Annotated in this window: 16 protein-coding genes; 14 read left to right on the forward strand and 2 right to left on the reverse strand. The window is 36.6% G+C overall.

Annotated features, from left to right (window positions below; translation table 11 throughout):
- The first annotated feature begins 72 nt into the window (after nucleotides 1–72).
- The 4 genes from B0A80_RS12210 (at nucleotide 73) to B0A80_RS12225 (ending at nucleotide 4,603) form a co-directional block, all read left to right on the forward strand.
- The gene (locus B0A80_RS12210; protein ID WP_017497453.1) at nucleotides 73–1,107 is read left to right on the forward strand and encodes a VWA domain-containing protein; all 1,035 of its coding nucleotides are present in this window, start codon (nucleotides 73–75) and stop codon (nucleotides 1,105–1,107) included.
- A 42-nt stretch (nucleotides 1,108–1,149) separates the two neighbouring features.
- The gene (locus B0A80_RS12215; RefSeq protein ID WP_089077473.1) at nucleotides 1,150–1,923 is read left to right on the forward strand and encodes a tetratricopeptide repeat protein; all 774 of its coding nucleotides are present in this window, start codon (nucleotides 1,150–1,152) and stop codon (nucleotides 1,921–1,923) included.
- A gap of 121 nt (nucleotides 1,924–2,044) precedes the next feature.
- Nucleotides 2,045–3,799: a BatD family protein gene (locus B0A80_RS12220; RefSeq protein WP_089077444.1), complete on the forward strand. Its 1,755-nt coding sequence runs from the start codon at nucleotides 2,045–2,047 to the stop codon at nucleotides 3,797–3,799.
- A 57-nt stretch (nucleotides 3,800–3,856) separates the two neighbouring features.
- A complete protein-coding gene (locus B0A80_RS12225) occupies nucleotides 3,857–4,603 on the forward strand; it encodes a tetratricopeptide repeat protein (protein WP_089077445.1) in 747 nt (248 codons plus the stop codon).
- 168 nt (nucleotides 4,604–4,771) lie between these two features.
- Here the strand turns inward: B0A80_RS12225 and B0A80_RS12230 are convergent, their stop codons facing one another.
- Both B0A80_RS12230 and B0A80_RS12235 read right to left on the reverse strand, forming a co-directional pair.
- Nucleotides 4,772–5,341, reverse strand: a complete 570-nt coding sequence (locus B0A80_RS12230; protein ID WP_070906408.1) for a 5-formyltetrahydrofolate cyclo-ligase — start codon at nucleotides 5,339–5,341, stop codon at nucleotides 4,772–4,774.
- Entirely contained in the window at nucleotides 5,328–6,308 is a 981-nt protein-coding gene (locus tag B0A80_RS12235) for a succinylglutamate desuccinylase/aspartoacylase family protein (RefSeq protein WP_089077446.1), read from the reverse strand. The genes B0A80_RS12230 and B0A80_RS12235 overlap by 14 nt, the downstream gene beginning before the upstream one ends.
- Before the next feature lie 133 nt (nucleotides 6,309–6,441).
- On the opposite strand from B0A80_RS12235, the gene uvrC reads away from it, so the two are divergent.
- The 10 genes from uvrC to pgi all read left to right on the forward strand — a co-directional run bounded on the left by uvrC (nucleotide 6,442) and on the right by pgi (nucleotide 19,459).
- Nucleotides 6,442–8,238, forward strand: a complete 1,797-nt coding sequence (gene uvrC / locus B0A80_RS12240; RefSeq protein WP_089077447.1) for an excinuclease ABC subunit UvrC — start codon at nucleotides 6,442–6,444, stop codon at nucleotides 8,236–8,238.
- Nucleotides 8,239–8,246: 8 nt separating this feature from the next.
- Nucleotides 8,247–10,604 carry a patatin-like phospholipase family protein gene (locus tag B0A80_RS12245; RefSeq protein WP_089077448.1) on the forward strand — a complete coding sequence of 786 codons (2,358 nt, stop codon included), beginning with the start codon at nucleotides 8,247–8,249 and terminating at the stop codon, nucleotides 10,602–10,604.
- Between the two features lie 318 nt (nucleotides 10,605–10,922).
- Nucleotides 10,923–12,080, forward strand: a complete 1,158-nt coding sequence (locus B0A80_RS12250) for a homogentisate 1,2-dioxygenase (RefSeq protein ID WP_089077449.1) — start codon at nucleotides 10,923–10,925, stop codon at nucleotides 12,078–12,080.
- A gap of 172 nt (nucleotides 12,081–12,252) precedes the next feature.
- The gene (hppD, locus tag B0A80_RS12255; RefSeq protein WP_017497444.1) at nucleotides 12,253–13,413 is read left to right on the forward strand and encodes a 4-hydroxyphenylpyruvate dioxygenase; all 1,161 of its coding nucleotides are present in this window, start codon (nucleotides 12,253–12,255) and stop codon (nucleotides 13,411–13,413) included.
- 300 nt (nucleotides 13,414–13,713) lie between these two features.
- A complete protein-coding gene (locus tag B0A80_RS12265) occupies nucleotides 13,714–14,484 on the forward strand; it encodes a DUF3108 domain-containing protein (protein ID WP_017497442.1) in 771 nt (256 codons plus the stop codon).
- Nucleotides 14,484–15,425 carry a tryptophan 2,3-dioxygenase family protein gene (locus B0A80_RS12270; RefSeq protein WP_089077450.1) on the forward strand — a complete coding sequence of 314 codons (942 nt, stop codon included), beginning with the start codon at nucleotides 14,484–14,486 and terminating at the stop codon, nucleotides 15,423–15,425. Before B0A80_RS12265 ends, B0A80_RS12270 begins: the two co-directional genes overlap by 1 nt.
- A 22-nt stretch (nucleotides 15,426–15,447) precedes the next feature.
- Nucleotides 15,448–16,668, forward strand: coding sequence for a M23 family metallopeptidase (locus tag B0A80_RS12275; protein ID WP_089077474.1), 1,221 nt, complete (start codon nucleotides 15,448–15,450; stop codon nucleotides 16,666–16,668).
- A gap of 33 nt (nucleotides 16,669–16,701) precedes the next feature.
- Nucleotides 16,702–17,322: a hypothetical protein gene (locus B0A80_RS12280; protein WP_089077451.1), complete on the forward strand. Its 621-nt coding sequence runs from the start codon at nucleotides 16,702–16,704 to the stop codon at nucleotides 17,320–17,322.
- Between the two features lie 45 nt (nucleotides 17,323–17,367).
- Complete coding sequence (locus B0A80_RS12285) at nucleotides 17,368–17,703, forward strand: hypothetical protein (protein ID WP_089077452.1); 336 nt, start codon at nucleotides 17,368–17,370, stop codon at nucleotides 17,701–17,703.
- A 112-nt stretch (nucleotides 17,704–17,815) separates the two neighbouring features.
- Nucleotides 17,816–19,459 (forward strand): glucose-6-phosphate isomerase, encoded by a 1,644-nt coding sequence (gene pgi / locus B0A80_RS12290; RefSeq protein ID WP_089077453.1) that lies wholly within the window; start codon nucleotides 17,816–17,818, stop codon nucleotides 19,457–19,459.
- Nucleotides 19,460–19,659 lie beyond the last annotated feature (200 nt).

Consider the following 19,659-nt stretch of genomic DNA (forward strand, 5'->3'; position numbering starts at 1 on the left):
AAAAGAATAGCTTTTAGCGCAACAACAAAAATTGGAATTTGGAATTTAGATTCTTGGAATTTTAGAAATTATATGGAATTAGACGAAAAAAAATATTTATACCTTTTATTCTTACTCCCGATTGTGGCGTGTATTTTTCTTTTCAATATGTATTGGAAAAAGAAAAAACAGCGTGAATTTGGTGATCTTGAAATGGTAAAAAGACTTAGCCCGGAACGCTCTGTTTTTAAACCTGTCCTAAAATTATCGGTATTGCTTTTGGCACTTGCCTGTTTAATTATCGGATTGGTAAATCCGAAGATTGGGACTAAAATGGAAACCGTAAAACGGGAAGGAATCGATATTGTTTTTGCCGTTGACGTTTCAAAAAGTATGCTTGCCGAAGATGTGGCACCAAGCCGTTTGGAGAAAAGTAAACAGCTGGTTTCTCAAATCATCAACAATTTAGGAAGTGACCGAATCGGGATCGTAGCCTATGCCGGAAGTGCCTTTCCGGTTTTACCGATTACTTCCGATTATAGTGTTGCCAAAATGTTCCTGCAAAGCATGACTCCTGATATGGTTTCTTCACAAGGAACTTCTTTGGATGAGGCCATCAGACTTTCTTCTACTTATTTTGACGAAAAAAGCAAAACCAGTAAATTACTGATTCTGATTTCTGACGGAGAAGACCACTCTGAAGGTGCTACCGCTGCTGCAGAAGAAGCCAATAAAATGGGGATGAAAATTATTACCATTGGTGTTGGAACTGAAAAAGGAGGCACCATTCCATTAAAAGAAAATGGCGTAGTCAGAGGTTATCAAAAAGACCAAAACGGGCAAACCGTTACCACAAAATTAAATCAGGAAGATTTAAAAAATATTGCAAAAGCGACCAAAGGTGGTTATGTTTACGGCGGAAATACCAAAGAAGTGCTGGAATACATCAAGAATGCCTTAAATAACATTCAGAAAACAGAATTCGAAGCAACTCAAATGGCCGATTTTCAATCGCAATTTCAGTGGTTCATCGGATTTGCTTTTCTGTTGTTGTTTTTAGACATTTTCCTTTTGGAAAGAAAAACAAACTGGATTAAAGAGTTGAATTTATTTAACGAAAAGAAATAATTGTTTCCCATAAAACCGGAAACAAAACATAAAAAAATTAGAATGAAAAATTTACTTCTTTATATTTTACTCACATTTTCTTTAGCAGTTTCTGCTCAGGAGAAAGACAAGACATTGCCTGAGGCTAATGAAGAATATAAGCAGAATAAATTTACGGACGCAGAAGCCAATTACAGAATTTCAGAATCAAAATTCCCAAAACGTACTGCTGCTCCTTATAATCTGGGAAACACTATATACAAACAAAATCAGGTTTCTGAGGCTAAGTTTGCTTACGCTAAAGCGATAAAAAATGCTAAAGCAAGACCTGATAAACACAAGGCATTTCATAATTTAGGGAATGTCTTTATGAAAGAGAAAAATTATACACAGGCCGTTGAAGCTTACAAAGAAGCTTTGCGTAACGACCCTGCCGATGATGAGACTCGTTACAATTATGCTTTGGCCAAACAGAAACTAAAAGAAAATCCTCCGAAAAACGACAAAAACAAAGACAAGGATAAAGATAAAAAGAACGACAAAAAAGACGATCAGAAAAAAGACGGCGACAACAAAGACAAAAAGGACGGAAAAGACGATCAGAAAAAAGACGACAAAGGCGATAAAGACAAAGATAAAAAAGACGGTAAAAATGACCCTAAGAAAGATGACAAATCAGACAACAAAGGGGAGCCAAAACCAATGCCTGGAGGTATATCTAAAGAAAGAGTTCAGAATTTGCTGGATGCCGTAAACAACGAAGAAAAGAAAATTCAGGACAAAGTCAACGCCCAAAAAGTAAAAGGTAACCCGAAAAAAACAGAAAAAGACTGGTAGGATTCTTAGGTTAACCGTTTATTCGTTTAACTGTTAATTCGGACAAACAGCAAAACTGTAGAAAAACGATTAAACAAATTACCAATTAAACGATTCAACATAAAAAAAGATTAAACAAGTAATGAAAAGATATTTAATTCTATTACTATTCACTTTTCAGGGGCTTATGGCTCAAGTTCAATTTGAAGCCAAAGTAAGCAAGAATACGCTTGGAGTAAACGAAAGGCTTCGTATTGACTTCATCATGAATGTTGATGGGGACAACTTTGACCAGCCTTCTTTTGATGGTTTTAAAGTTGTAGCCGGACCAAGCCAGCAAATAAGTCAGTCCTGGATTAATGGAAGAAGTTCTTTTCAAAAAATCTATTCCTATATCTTACAGCCGGACCACAAAGGGACGGTAACAATCAAACAAGCTGCCATTGAATACAATGGTCAGATCTACAAAACGGCACCTTTAAAAATTGTGGTAACCAATGCCGTTGCACAGGAAAGAGACCCTAATGACAGACCTCAAGGATCAAGTACAGGTGATGAAATGTTGCACCTTGTGGCCGAAATTTCAAAAACAAATCCGTATTTGAACGAACCGATAACTGTTGTTTACAAACTGTATTTCAACTATATCAATGTAACCGGGTTCAAAGAATTGGCTAAGCCTAAATACAACGACTTCTGGAATCAGAATATCGATATCAAACAACTTGCTGTTGAACAGGGAAGTTATCAAGGGCAAAGATGTTATTATGTAGTCTTGAAAAAGACCATTTTGTATCCTCAAAAATCAGGCAGACTTACCATTGAACCACTTTCACTGGATATAGGCGTACAATTGCCTACCAACCGTCGTGATATGTTTGGTCAGATGATTGTAAGCGACGACAACAAAGTGGTTTCGGCCGGAGCCAAAACAATCAATGTACGACCTTTACCGGAAGCTACCAAACCTGAAGGTTTTGGCGGCGCTGTAGGTAAATTTAATTTTACGGTTACCCCTTCTAAAACAACCTTGAAGAGCGGAGAAAGTCTTGACTTATTTGTGAGTGCAGCCGGAAACGGAAACATGAAATTGTTTACTTTGCCAAAACCTGTCGTTCCTAATGCTTTAGAAATGTACGATCCGGTTCACGATGAAAAAGTAACCACATCACTTTCGGGAATGTCCGGAAAAATAAGCGACAAGTACACCATTATTCCACAATACAAAGGAAAATACGCAATCAAACCCATGCAGTTTTCTTATTTTGATTTGAGCACAGGTTCGTACAAAACGATCACTTCACAGGAAATCATGATTGACGTTTTAGACGGCCCAATGCCATCGGCAGCGAATGCCCCTGCACATGCGGCTACAAATGCAATTGCAAAAACAGAACAGTTTAAGTACATCAAACCTAAAACAACTTTAGTTTCGATCGCTAAAAATGATTTTTACGGCTCTAATTTATATTACACCCTATTGTATCTGCCTTTCGTAATTCTGCCAATCATTATTCTGGCTAAGAAAAGAAAAGAAGCAATTGACGGTGACGTTACCGGAAACCGTATTAAAATGAACAATAAGCTGGCGAAAAAATATCTATCGGAAGCTAAAAAACAACTTAACAACAAAGAACCGTTTTATATTGCTCTGGAAAAAGCGATGCACAATTTCCTAAAAGCGAAACTGCATATCGAAACTTCAGAAATGAGTAAAGATAATATTAGCGACTTACTGCTGTCCAGAAATGCCAACCCGGAATCGGTTCAAAGTTTTATTAATCTGACTGAAAACTGTGAATTTGCGAGATATGCTCCGGCATCGAGTACATCAATCCAACAGGATTTTGACAAAGCTGTTCTGATCATTTCGGACTTAGAGAAACAAATCGTTTAAACTTAAAAAATCAAACCCTACAGATTTTTAAAACCTGTCGGGTTTAACTACAGTAAAATGAAAAACACAGTATATCTTTTTTTACTAATCACTCAGGTTTTCTTTGCTCAAAGCAGCTTTGAAAAAGGAAATGCGCTATATCAAAAAGGGCAATATCAGCAAGCGGTTGATGTTTATGAAAGTATTATCAAAGAAGACAAACAGCAATCGGCAGAATTGTATTTTAATTTAGGGAACAGTTACTACAAATTAAACAAAGTAGCTCCTTCGATATATAATTATGAAAAGGCACTGGTTTTAAAACCACATGATTCGGAGACCTTAAACAACTTAAAATTTGCCAAAAAGCTAACCATCGATGAAATTAAAGAAGTCCCAAAAGTAGGTTTTGCAAAACTGATTCAGAATTTTACCGGAATCTTCGATTACAACACCTGGGCAATAATTTCTATCGCAATCGCATTTGCTTTCTTGCTAACTTTTATCGGATATTATTTCTCACAGCTTACTCTGTCGAAAAGAATTTATTTTATTGGAATGTTTGTTCTTTTGATTGCTTTACTTTTAAGTGTTTCAGCGGGAATGTCTGAAAAAAATCATTTTAGCAACGACCGTCCTGCAATTGTTTTTGCCGAATTAAGTGAAGTTCGCAGCGAACCTCAAAAAGCAGGTTCCTCAATTATTTTACTGCACGAAGGAGCTAAAGTATATGTTTTGGAAACTGTTGGCGGCTGGAAAAAAATAGAATTAACTGATGGAACGGAAGGCTGGATTGATGCCTCGACCATTCGGGAAGTAAAATAAATCTTCAAAAAATCAAATAAAAAAATCCCAAATGCCAGTTTTAAAATGGTGTTTGGGATTTTTTGTATGGGTATCATTCACTTCGAAATTGCATCAATGCTATAAGCAAACTTAAATCTAAAACCATCAAGTCATTAAATTTGCTTATGCCAAATTCTTAATTTGCAATTAAAAAGCGTAGGTTTTTAAAGGCGTCACACAGTAATCCAATTTCACATCTGATTCAAAAACATCCCCGATCTGATTTTCAGCTTCAAAAAAAGAAAGGCCAATCTTAATCGTTTCGGGCTTGCATTCTGACAGGAACTTATCGTAAAACCCTTTTCCGTATCCTACCCGATTTCCGAAGACATCAAAAGCTAAAAGCGGTACAAAAACGACCTCTATAGTTTCAGAAGGAACTTGCAAACCATTTACCGGTTCAGGAATATTGTATTCATTCTTTCTGATTTTGGTATTATCGGTCAACAAAAAATGCGTCATACCGCGAGTCTCAAAATCACTTTTTGAAACTACTATTTCTTTATCTTTTCCGGAAAGCAAATGCAATACGTATTCTGTATTTACTTCTCGCTGTTCTTCAATCGGAAGAAAAACATGATAATAAGTTTTATCCCAAATAGACAATTGGATTAAATTATTGGCAATAGCCAGACTTTTCTCTTCGATATCATTTTCTGAAAGTTCTTTTCGAAGATTTTTATAGTGTAATCGTAATTCTTTTTTATTCGTCGGCATACTCGTCTCTGTTTTTAGACATGTGGTAAATCGCATCTCCTTCGTACACGATGGGTGAGTGATTGGCATTGATCACAAATCCGTCATGCGGTGCTTTTACTTTTTGTTCAAATTTACCAAACGGATCGGTAATAATGGCTAAGATAGTCCCTTTCGTTACAAAACGTCCAATCCTGTTATAATCGTGCAGCAGGCCCGAGCATTTCGCACGCAGCCAAACCGAATTTTTAATGTAGATGGAAGGATCTTCCGCGGTTTCGACAAGATGTTTAGGATCCAGCATATTCAAATAATTCAACAAACGCTTCACCCCCATTACCCCTTCGTTCGCCACTGTATCATTAATATCCAGAGATTTTCCGCCCTCAAAAAGCAGCATTTTTATATTAGCCTTTTCACAGGTAGTGCGGAATGAACCGCTAATATTTTTAGAATACAAGGTAAATGGAGCATTGAAGACATCGGCAAGTTCTTTCAATTCCGGGTTGTTCTCCGTAATCCTGATTTGCGGAACATTAAACCGGCTCGCTCCCCCGGCATGAAAATCAACTGCATAATCAATAATTGGTAAAATTTCTGCTACGATATGATAAGCGAAACGGCTTGCCAAAGATCCTTTTTTGCTTCCCGGGAAAACGCGGTTTAAGTCACGACCGTCCGGAAATTCTCTGGATTTATTGACAAAACCGTACATATTAATAATGGGAATGCAAATAATGGTTCCTTTAGCGGGGCGGTTGATTTTTTTGCTGATCAGCTGTCGGACTATTTCAACACCGTTAATCTCGTCGCCATGAATTCCTGCCGAAAATAAAACGACCGGACCTTCCGTTTTTGAACGGCGTACAATAACCGGAATATTCAATTTTGTAGTAGTATGCAGACGTGCAATTTCAACGTTTATTGTTTTACTTTCACCCGGCAAAACTGATTCGCCAAAAATAATCAGGGGTTTACTGTTTTTCATGTAGAATTATAAAATCTAAATATAGAAATTATTCTTTTGATTTCGTAAATTTGAAACTAAATCAATGTTAAGCTTTTTAATCCCACAAAAGGTTTTTTAAAAGTATAACAACTATCTTCAGAAACAAAACAGAATGCACAAACCATCATCCTTAGATCTTCAAATCCTAACCTTGCCGGACAATCCGGGTGTGTATCAGTATTATGACAAAGACGGGAAGATTTTATATGTTGGAAAAGCTAAGAACCTAAAAAAAAGAGTCTCCTCTTACTTCAATAAAATACATGATACTGCCAAAACCAACGTTTTGGTGAAAAAAATTGTCACCATAAAACACATCGTAGTTCCCACAGAAACCGATGCACTTTTATTGGAAAACAACCTGATTAAAACCCTGCAGCCCCGATACAATGTGCTGCTTCGCGACGACAAAAGTTATCCCTGGATCTGCATCAGGAAGGAACCTTTTTCGAGAATATTCCATACGCGAAAAATGATCAAAGACGGTTCTGAATATTTTGGCCCTTACACCAGTTTCAAAACAGTACATACTATTTTAGATCTAATCAAAGAATTGTACCCTTTGAGAACTTGTAACTTTGATTTAAGTCCATCCAACATTGATTCCGGAAAATTTAAAGTCTGTCTGGAATATCACATCGGTAACTGCAAAGGACCTTGTGAAGGACTTGAATCTCTGGAAGACTACCAAAGACAGGTGGATGCGATTCGTGAAATTCTAAAAGGGAATTTTAAAGAAAGTATGAAAGACTTCAAACGACTGATGACCCAGTATGCGAGAGACTTGCGTTTTGAAGAAGCCCAAAAAATAAAAGAGAAAATCGAAGTTCTGGAGAATTACCAGTCGCGATCCACCATTGTCAATCCGAAGATTACAAACATTGATGTTTTCTCGATTGTTTCAGATGAAACGGCAGCTTATGTTAACTTCCTTCAAATCTCACACGGATCGATTATCCGTTCGCATACTTTAGAAATGAAGAAAAAGCTGGAAGAGACGGATGAGGAATTATTAGAACTTGCCATTATAGAATTACGCGAACGCTTTCAGTTATTGTCTAAAGAAATCATCGTTCCTTTTGAAATTGATTTGGGTGAAAACATCAAAACTACCGTTCCTCAATTAGGAGATAAAAAACAAATATTAGAACTGTCTATTCGGAACGCGAAATTTTATCGAATCGAACAGCTCAAACAATTACAGATTGTAGACCCTGACCGGCATACCAACCGGATCATGGCACAAATGCAAAAGGACCTGCGATTGCCTGTTGAACCCCGTCACATTGAATGTTTTGACAACTCGAATATTCAGGGAACAAATCCGGTAGCCGCCTGTGTGGTTTTTAAAGACGGGAAACCAAGCAAAAAGGACTATCGCCATTTTAACGTTAAAACCGTTGAAGGTCCTGACGATTTTGCCTCGATGACCGAAATTGTGTACCGACGTTACAAAAGATTACTGGATGAAAACGAACCATTGCCACAATTAATCATCATTGACGGTGGAAAAGGGCAACTTTCTGCGGCATTAAAAAGTATCGACGCCCTCGAACTTCGCGGCAAAATTGCGATCATCGGGATTGCGAAACGTCTCGAGGAATTATTTTACCCCGGAGATTCAATTCCGTTGTACCTTGATAAAAAATCTGAAACTTTAAAAGTGATTCAGCAGCTGCGAAATGAGGCGCACCGATTTGGAATCACGTTTCACAGAGACAAACGAAGCAAAGCCGCACTTAACTCCTCAGTAGAAAGCATACCCGGCATTGGCGAAAAAACAATGCTTACGTTAATACAACATTTCAAAAGTGTTAAAAGATTGAAACTGGCTACCGAAAAAGAAATATCCGATGTAATAGGGGTATCAAAAGCCAAAAAAATTGTCGACTTTTACAAAACCAACTAGTTATCTTTATGCGCCCAGATCAACTGCCCCACAAAAATACCACATCGAAACCTTTTTTTTCTCCACTGAAAAAAGATGTTTCTAAAGTTGTTCTCTTCTTTCTAAAAGGAAAGTCTCTTTGTAGTTCGCAGTTGCCTGTTTCAGTCTGGAGTACAACACTATTACTTTTTACAGTGTTGCTTCTAAATCCGCAAAAAGCATTTTCACAGGAACAGAAAAAGGATAGTATTAAAAGGCCCAAAATAGGATTGGTTTTAAGTGGTGGAGGCGCAAAAGGATTCGCTCATATTGGAGTTTTAAAAGTTCTGGAAGAAGCCGGAATTAAAATCGACTTTATCGGTGGTACCAGTATGGGATCTATAATCGGCGGACTTTATGCTTCCGGTTACAATGCCTCTCAAATTGATTCCATTTTCAAGAAAACCAACTTTGATGAACTCATCAACGATTACATACCGCGATCGTCCAAAAACTTCTATGGCAAAAAAAATGATGAGTTATATGCCATTGCATTGCCTTTTAGCAACTTCAGAATCGGGATTCCGGAAGCCCTTTCAAAAGGGATGTACAATTACAATTTGTTAAGCGGTCTTACCCGAAATGTGCGTCATGTACGTGATTTCAATCAACTTCCAACTCCTTTTTTATGTATCGGAACTAATATTGAAACCGGAGAAGAAGTTTTACTGAACAAAGGAAACCTCGTTCAGGCTATGATGGCGAGTTCCGCATTCCCTTCCCTGTTTACCCCTGTCGAAATTGATGGAAATTTATTAGTAGACGGAGGCGTAGTCAACAACTATCCCATAAAAGAAGTTCGTAATCTGGGTGCTGACATTATTATTGGTGTCGATGTTCAGGACGATCTTATGAATCGTAAAAATCTGAAAAACGCAACCAAGATACTCGTACAAATTACCAATTTGCAGTCTATCGATAAGATGAAAAATAAAATCAAGGATACCGATGTTTATATCAAACCGGACATTCGGGATTATGGCGTAATTTCATTTGACAAAGGAGAAGAAATTATCCGAAAAGGAGAAGAAGCAGCTTTTGCGGTCTATGAAAGAATCAAATCTTTAACCGATGAAGCTCATTTTTATAAAAAACCCAAACTAAAAATCGCAAGTGACACGCTGCAAATCAAAGAGATAAACAGTGAAAATCTTGAGAATTACACAAAAGAATACATTCGTGGAAAGCTGCGTTTTAAACCCGGAAGCACTATAACCTACAGCGATCTTAAAACCGGAATCAATAACCTGAATGCTACCCAGAACTTCAGTACCATTTCCTACTGTCTGCAGCCGGATGACCAACAGGACAACCTTGATATAGTCTTAAAAGAAAATCCCACTCAGACTTTTTTAAAACTTGGTCTGCATTATGACGGACTATACAAAAGTGGAATTCTGCTAAATCTTACCCACAAAAAGACCTTTTTAAAAAATGATGTTACCTCACTTGATGTTATCCTGGGAGATAACTTCAGGTACGACTTCAACTATTATATAGAAAACGGTTTTAATATCAGTTTTGGATTCCAGTCACGTTTGAATCAATTTAATCGTAATGTCACCACAAGCATTAATACCTTAACGGCACAGAATCCAAATGTAAATCTTATTAATGTTGACTTCTTGGACATTACCAATCAGGCCTATTTTCAAACCATCTTTGTACAAAAATTTTTAATGGGGGGCGGCTTTGAGTACAAATACTTAAAAATAGACTCTCCAACACTTAACAATACAGTAAATACTATTGAAAAGAGCAGCTATCTTAGTCTTTTTGGTTATTTAAAATACGATTCGTTCGACAGCAAAAGCTTCCCTCGCTCCGGTTGGTACTTCTCTACCGATTTACAAACCTACTTAGCATCGTCTGACTATACACGACAATTTAAACCATTCTCGATTGCAAAAGCCGAAATTGCTTTTGTAAAAACGTTCTTCAGAAAGGCTACTTTCAAAATTGACGCCGACGCGGGGTTTAACATTGGCAGCGACAGCGTTCCGTTTTTCGACTTTATACTCGGAGGATATGGCTATAGCAAGATCAACAACTTCAATTATTTCTATGGATACGATTTTCTAAGTATAGCCGGAAACAGCTTTATAAAAACGGGAATTACTCTCGATTATGAAATTTTCAAAAAGAATCACGTAAATCTTTCTGCTAACTTTGCCAACTTGGGAGATGATATTTTTACGAAGGTCGACTGGATTTCAATGCCAAAATATACCGGATATGCTGTTGGTTATGGACTGGAAACTATCATTGGCCCAATCGAGATTAAACAATCCTGGTCTCCCGAAATGTCTAAAAGCTACACCTGGTTTAGTATTGGTTTTTTATTTTAGCAGTAAAGCAAAGAATAGTTCAACAAAATTGTACTATTTTTTTGCCCTTTAAAAATTATATCAAAAAAAAATTAAAAAAAATCATGTTTATAAATGATATAATTTATAATTTTACTCAGCAAAAATTACGACATTTGTTATAATGAAAACAAAATGGACAGGTTTATTAGAGTATCTTCAATTCCTCATCAAGAGAAATCCTGAGTGAAGCTATCGAATTGAGATAATTGGTCAATTTTAAGAAATTGAGCTGGTTATCTGTTCACACAATTCAAATTTTCAAATTATCTAATTTTAAAATTATCTAATAGAAAAGCCATGCCATTATATCACAAACTTGGAGACTTCCCTCAAAAGAGACACACACAATTCGAAAAACCTAACGGAGGTTTTTACTACGAACAATTATTCGGAACTGAAGGTTTTCACGGACACTCGTCATTATCTTATCATGTTCACAGACCCACTCAGGTAAAAGAAATTTTAAATTCCTATTCCGTTGAGCCAAAAATTGCCATCGGAAAAAATATAAAATCGTTACTTTTTAAAGGTTTTGAATTAAAACCTGAAAATGACTTTTTGGACAGCCGTAAAGCCATGATGGTTAATAAAGACTGTATCATTGGACTGGCAGCTCCTAAAGAATCACTTCGAAATTATTTCTACAAAAATGCCGATGCCGATGAAATGCTTTTCATCCACAAAGGAAAAGGAAAATTAAGAACCATGTTAGGTAACATTCCGTTTGAATATGGTGATTATCTGATTATTCCACGAGGCATTATTTACCAAATAGAATTCGAGACGGAAGAAAACCGACTTTTTTATGTCGAATCCTACTCTCCTTTTTACACCCCAAAACGTTATAAAAACCAATCAGGACAGCATTTAGAGCATTCCCCATTTTGCGAACGCGACTTTATTTTGCCAAACGAACTGGAAACACATGACGAAAAAGGCGATTTTTTAATTAAAATCAAAAAAGAGGGCATGATTCACGAAGTGGTTTATGCTACACATCCATTTGATGTAGTGGGTTGGGACGGTTACAATTTCCCATACGGATTCTCGATTCATAATTTTGAGCCTATAACGGGACGTGTTCATCAACCGCCTCCGGTACACCAAACATTCGAAACGGCTACTTTTGTCGTTTGTTCTTTCTGCCCAAGACTTTACGATTATCATCCGAAAGCAATTCCGGCACCTTACAATCACAGCAATATAGATTCTGATGAAGTTCTATATTATGTAGATGGTGACTTCATGAGCCGTAACAATATTGAGCAGGGTCATATCACTTTACACCCAAAAGGAATTCCACACGGTCCTGCGCCAGGCGCAATGGAACGCAGCATTGGTCACACAGAAACACAGGAATTAGCCGTTATGGTTGATACTTTCCGTCCACTTATGGTTACAGAAGAAGCCATGGGTCTTGACGACGGTCAGTACTACAAATCCTGGACGGAGTAATTCCACTTTCGATCTAACCGCAAAGTTCGCAAGGATTTTACGCGAAGATCGCTATAACAACTTCGCGAACTTTGCGAAATAACTTCGCGTGCTTTGCGGTAAAAAACAAATCTTAAAAACAACACTACGGTTCAATCAATTAAACGATTAACCGATCAAACAAATAAACATTATGTCAAAAGAAGTAAAATCAGTAGAATACGGATTAGAAAAAATCTTTGAAGGAGCACAGGATTTCCTTCCGTTATTAGGAACCGATTATGTAGAATTCTACGTCGGGAATGCAAAACAATCGGCACATTATTATAAGACAGCTTTCGGATATCAGTCATTAGCATACGCCGGACTGGAAACCGGAGTAAAGGACAAAGCTTCTTATGTTTTAAAACAGGACAAAATCAGAATTGTTCTGACAACACCTTTAACTCAGGATTCACCTATTCACGAACACCTTAAAAAACACGGTGATGGTGTAAAAGTAGCCGCTCTTTGGGTTGAAGATGCCAGAAGTGCCTACGAAGAAACAATGAAACGTGGTGCTCGTTCTTTTATGGAACCAACGGTTGAATCGGACGAATTTGGAGAAGTAATCCGTTCCGGAATCTACACTTACGGAGAAACGGTTCACATTTTCGTGGAAAGAAAAAACTACAACGGTATTTTCCTTCCGGGGTATCAGGAATGGAAGTCGGATTACAATCCGGAGCCAACCGGTTTAAAATACATCGACCACATGGTTGGAAATGTAGGCTGGAATGAAATGAATACCTGGGTAAAATTCTATGAAGATGTTATGGGATTTGTAAATTTCTTATCCTTTGATGACAAACAAATTACCACAGAATATTCAGCATTGATGAGTAAAGTAATGTCTAACGGAAACGGAAGAATCAAATTTCCTATTAACGAACCGGCAGAAGGGAAGAAAAAATCTCAAATCGAAGAATATTTAGATTTTTATGGTGGTCCCGGAATCCAGCACATTGCTATTGCTACAGATGACATCATCAAAACAGTATCACAATTGAGAGCACGAGGTGTTGAATTTTTATCTGCTCCTCCTCACACTTACTATCAGGCAATTCCTGAAAGATTAGGCGTGCATATGGATATGATGAAAGAAGACATTAACGAAATTGAAAAGCTGGCCATCATGGTCGATGCTGACGAGGACGGTTACTTGTTACAAATATTTACGAAGCCAGTTCAGGACCGACCAACACTATTCTTTGAAATTATACAAAGAATGGGTGCAAAAGGATTCGGTGCAGGAAACTTTAAAGCCCTTTTCGAGTCAATCGAGAGAGAGCAGGAATTGAGAGGAACGCTGTAAAAATGCATTTTTTTTACATTATGCAAAAAAATTCTCTGTAAAATGATGGTTTTTATGCAAATGTTATGTTAAACTCACTTTTTAACATTTATTTTTTGAACTTTGTATCTATCTTTGCACTCGCAAATCAGGAAGGGGTGGTTTCCTTCCGAATTGATATAAATTTCATAATTTATAGTTTTTTGGTTAGTTAATAGCATAAAAACTCCGTCATTCCTTGACGGAGTTTTTTTGTTTTGATACATTTGGAATAAAATTTGCATTTATATATCTTTAATAGTGAAATGTAAAAAATGTACTATGAAAAAAATAGTCCTGCTCATATTAGTTCTTACGACCCTAGGTTTCGACACTCAAAAAGAAGATGCTTTTGACACCGGAGAATACTTCAAATTCAGAATTCATTACGGAATCATAAACGCCGGCTACGCCACTCTCGAAATTAAAGACGCGACGATCAACAATAAAAAAGTTTTTCATGCCGTAGGTAAAGGATACACAACCGGAATGTCAAAATTCTTCTTTAAGGTGGAAGACCTTTATGAAAGTTATTTCGACAAACAAAACGGAGACCCTTATCGTTACGTTAGAAAAATAAACGAAGGAGGCTACACCAAAAATCAGGAAGGCTTTTTTGATCAGTCTGAGAAAAAAGTTTTAGTAAAAGATTACAAGCGCAAAACCGAAAAAACAATTGTAATTACCGACAATGTTCAGGATATTATCTCTTCTTTTTATTATTTGAGAAACCATCCAAACATAGACAAACTCAAATCAGGCGAGGCCATCACCATTGATATGTTTTTTGATGATGAAATCACAAAATTTAAGTTAAAATATGTAGGCCGACAGGATATTACAACTAAATTTGGTACCGTTTCTTCAATGGTTTTTAAACCACTGGTACAAACCGGGAGAGTTTTCAAAGAAAAAGAAAGCGTAACCCTTTGGATTACAGACGACGAGAACAAAGTTCCGATACGCATAAAAGCAGATTTGGCTGTTGGATCACTTAAAGCCGACCTTGACGAATATAAAGGATTAAAAAATCCATTTAAAGCAAAAAAATAATGAACCCTACTGATCATTCAGAATCAATTTTAAAAGAAATTGACCTTAAATTCCAAGCTATAAATCAAAAAACCGATGTACAATTAGAAGGATTGCTTTGGTCAAAACCTATCACCTACTGGGACTACATACAAACGGATGCCCTGTTAAGTTTGCAAACCCAACGCACTACGCTTCCTGACGAGATGGTTTTCATCATGTACCATCAGGTAAACGAATTGATCTTTAAAATGATATTGTGGGAAATTGACCAAATTGCCAACACGCAAGATATTCAGGTTGTCTTTTTCAGTGAAAGATTATCAAGAATAACGAGATACTTTGACATGCTGACGAATTCGTTTAGCATCATGGAAAACGGAATGGAAGTAGATCAATACATGAAATTCCGAAATACATTGACTCCCGCAAGCGGCTTTCAAAGTGCACAATACCGATTAATCGAATTTGCATCGACAGATGTGATCAATTTAACCGATCGCCGATACAAATCAAACTTTGACGAAAATACTCCGCTAGAAACCAGTTTCGAACATTTATATTGGCAGGCTGCCGGAAAAGATTATCAAACCGGAGAAAAATCATATTTACTTCAGGAATTTGAAAACAAGTATAAGGATCAGTTCCTAAAACAAATGTCAACTTTTAAATCAAAAAATATCTGGCAGAAATTTACTCAGTTACCTTTAGAGGACCAACAAAATCAGGAGTTAATTGATGCGATGCGTCATTACGACAAAACGGTAAACATCACCTGGGTAATGCAGCATTTAAATACTGCAAGAAAATACATACTGGAAAGCGGAAAAGGAAACGGAGAAGCCACCGGAGGAAGTGATTGGCAAAAATATATGCACCCAAAATACCAAAGACGCATCTTTTTTCCTAAATTGTGGACCGAAGAAGAATTGTCCAATTGGGGAAATGAAACAGCTAATTAATTTCCTAAAAAAATTTAAAAGTTTGAAAAAAGCATTCGTAATTATAATCGTTTTATTCTCAATATTTTCATGCAATAAAACTGCCGAAAAAGTTGAAACTAAAATCACTAAGCCAAAAACTAAAAAAGTAGAATTTGGTTTTAATTACGCCGATTTCAATGTTATTCACGATACTATTAAGAAAGGAGATTCATTTGGATCTATTCTTCAAAGTCAGAATATTGGAGACAAAAAAGTCTATGATGTTGTAGAACAAATAAAGGATTCTTTTAATGTAAGAACCATTCGTTACAACAAACCTTATACTATACTTCGTTCAAAAAACAAAACAAACAAGTTACAGGTTTTTATTTATCAGCCGGATCCACTGACTTATTATGTTATAGATTTAAGAGACAGCATTGCAAAGGCCAGCAAAAAAATAAAACCGGTCACTTTAAAACGTAAAATCATCGGAGGAGTTTTAAAAAGTTCTCTTTCCGAAACTTTAGGTAATGAAAGCGTAGAAGCCGCTCTTGCCAGCAGAATTACCAAAGTTTTTTCATGGTCGATTGACTTCTTTAAACTAAAAAAAGGAGATCGTTATGGATTAATTTTCACAGAACGTTTTATTAACGGCAAAACTTACGACGGAGTTGAAGATCTTGAAGCCGCCTTCTTTGAATATAAAGGCAAAATTATTTATGCTTTCCCATTTGAAAAAGACACTACTTCAGGAAAAATAGAATATTATGACGATCAGGGAAAAACGCTGAAAAACTTTTTCTTAAAAACTCCGATTAAATTCAGCCGTATCACTTCGCGATTTACCGCAAATCGCTTTCATCCGGTACAACACACCTGGAAAGCCCACAAAGGAACGGATTATGCCGCTCCAACCGGAACACCAATTTCGTCAACTGCCTCGGGAATTGTAGAAGCAACAGGATACACGGCAGGAAACGGAAACTTTGTAAAAGTAAAACACAACGGAACCTACTCTACTCAATATTTACACATGTCCCGAATTTTAGTTCGACGTGGTCAGCGCGTGACACAAGGACAAACCATTGGGTTAGTGGGCAGCACCGGTCTTGCAACAGGACCTCATGTTTGTTACCGCTTCTGGAAAAATGGCGTACAGGTAGATGCTTTGAGACTTAATTTACCAACAGGAGAATCTTTAACCGGAAATTACAAGACCCGTTTCTTCCAGCAAATAGAACCTTTGAAAAGAGAACTGGACAGCATTGGGAATCTATAAAAATCTGTTTTTATCCTTAATATAGAAACAACCATGAAAAACAAACGCATTAAAGACCTTCTTGATGAAACTTTTTCAGATTTAAAATTATTCTACAGAGACACCACCTTAGATGACAGTTTACTTACTGCTTATCAAATGGGACAAATATTAAAAGAAAAAGATTTCACAGACATGTCCTTTATTGGTGGCGGTCTTTCCGGAAACTGTAGATTTTTAATTGCAAGTGCCGGAGCAAGAGATTTATCCAAATTCAATCCGGATTCGGCAAAAAACGGACATGCTCTTCTGGACGACAATTCCTTCTTTAAAGTATTGGACATTTGTAAAATCGACAACAAAACCCAGATTTTCCTCCTCAACATTCCCGGAAACTCACTTCCGCTTTTTAAAAATTCGACTTCAAATCTCGAAGAAGAAATTATAGAAAAAGCAAGACAAAAATTCACCGCTAAAATCAACGCTCCCCTAATTCCGGAATTACAAACCGAACTCTGGAGAGAAAAAACAAAAGCTCCTATTGGCATCAGTCTTTCCGGTGAATTACACTTTGACGATTCAACTATCAAAAAAGAGGAAGTTCAAAGAATAGAAATCAATAAAATCAAAAAGCGAATCGAAATCAATAAAAAGCCCTGGTGGAAAATTTGGTAAAACTTCCACTTAAAAACAAGTATCTATCAAATCCTACATCGACGTATGAAACGATTCTTATTACTGCTTTCTTGTACAATAGCTGCGGGATGTTCGAATCCACATACTTTTCTTTTAAACGATAAGAAACAAAACCAATATTTTGTATCGGAATCTATCCAACAGGCATTCGAAAAAGACATCATTAAAAAATCACCTTTAATTGTGATAAACGGAGTTCCGTTTCGATACGATAAAAATCAAGACACTATAATTTTGCCCCTTGAAAAAACTGACATTATTAGTGTAGACTTTTTAAATGAAAACAGCAGCCGTATCATTTACAACGAAAAAGAAAACGATGGTGCTATCATAATTACAGCAAGAATTCGGAACAAATAAACAGATATATCGTTTTCGTAACTATTTGTTATATAATTGTGAAGCTTAAAGCTATTAGAACTAATTTCAGTATTTTTGTTTTTTTATAACCACATTCTCAATTAAACAAAAAATGGCTTTAAACACTACAAACCCAACCGGGACTGAAGCGTGGAAAAATCTGCAAAACCACTATAATGCGACTCATAAAACTACTATACAAGAGCTTTTTCAACAGGACAATGCCCGTGTTGAAAAATTCAATTTACAATGGAATGACTTTTTAATTGACTATTCTAAAAACAACATTAGTCAGGAAACCGTTTCTCTTTTACTGGAATTAGCCAATTCAATTGGATTAAAAGAAGCCATCTCTCAATATTTTGAAGGAGCAATCATTAACCAGACTGAAAACAGAGCGGTTTTGCATACTGCATTGCGCGCACCGGAATCTGCAGTTATTAAAGTAGAAGGCGAAAATGTAATTCCGGAAGTTTATGAGGTAAAAAACAAAATCAAACAATTTAGTCACGAAGTAATTTCGGGAGAAAGAAAAGGTTTCACCGGAAAAGCTTTTACTGACGTAGTAAATATAGGTATTGGAGGTTCTGATCTTGGACCGGTTATGGCGGTTGAAGCTTTACAGTATTACAAAAATCACTTAAACTTACACTTTGTTTCTAATGTAGACGGAGACCATGTAAACGAAGTGATTAAAAAATTGAACCCGGAAACCACTTTATTCCTTATTGTATCCAAAACTTTTACTACTCAGGAAACCTTATCTAATTCTGAAACTATAAAAGAATGGTTTTTGAAATCGGCTTCCCAGGAAGATATTGCCAAACATTTTGTCGCGGTTTCAACCAATATTCAAAAAGTGACTGAATTTGGAATTAATCCTGACAATGTTTTCCCAATGTGGGATTGGGTTGGAGGAAGATTTTCACTTTGGAGCGCTGTTGGCTTAAGCATTTCGTTAGCGATTGGTTTTGACAATTACAACGAACTGTTAAAAGGAGCTAATGAAATGGACGAACACTTCAAGACAACAGCATTCGACAAAAACATTCCTGTAATTCTGGCATTGTTAAGTATTTGGTATAATAATTTCTTTGGCGCTGAAAGCGAAGCATTAATTCCATACACTCAATATCTTCAGAAATTAGCTCCCTACCTGCAACAGGCTACTATGGAAAGCAACGGAAAAAGTGTTGGTCGTGACGGAAAACCGGTTAACTACCAAACCGGAACAATCATCTGGGGAGAACCGGGAACCAATTCTCAACATGCCTTTTTCCAATTGATTCACCAGGGAACAAAATTGATCCCGACAGATTTTATTGGATTCGTTCAACCTCTATACGGTAATGAAGATCATCACGACAAACTAATGTCCAACTTTTTTGCTCAGACTGAAGCCTTAATGAACGGAAAAACCGCTGCACAGGTTCAGACTGAATTTGACAAACAAGGATTATCGACAGAGAAAGCATCCTACTTATTGCCTTTTAAAGTTTTCACCGGAAACAAACCAACAAACACGATCTTAATTCAAAAACTAACTCCAAAAAGCCTGGGGTCACTGATTGCATTGTACGAACACAAAATTTTTGTTCAGGGTATTATCTGGAATATTTTCAGTTATGATCAATGGGGAGTAGAACTAGGAAAGCAATTAGCGAATTCTATTTTGGATGAAATTAACACCAAAACGGTAAAAAATCATGATAGCTCGACTTCTTTCTTATTAAATCACTTTTTGAAAAATAAGTAAAACTCGAAAAAGATCCATACACAACATACTGAAACGCCTTGATTTAATGAAAATTAAGGCGTTTTTTCGTACACAAGCATCACATAAGCAGCTTAAAAAGCGATCTCCTGCAAGTTTAGCGCTACAAGACAATTAAAATAATTACGATTTTAACAAAATTCACACCAAAAAATTCAAAAAAACCTCATTTTATCTAACAA

The organism is Flavobacterium tructae (genome assembly GCF_002217475.1).
GTDB lineage: Bacteria > Bacteroidota > Bacteroidia > Flavobacteriales > Flavobacteriaceae > Flavobacterium > Flavobacterium tructae.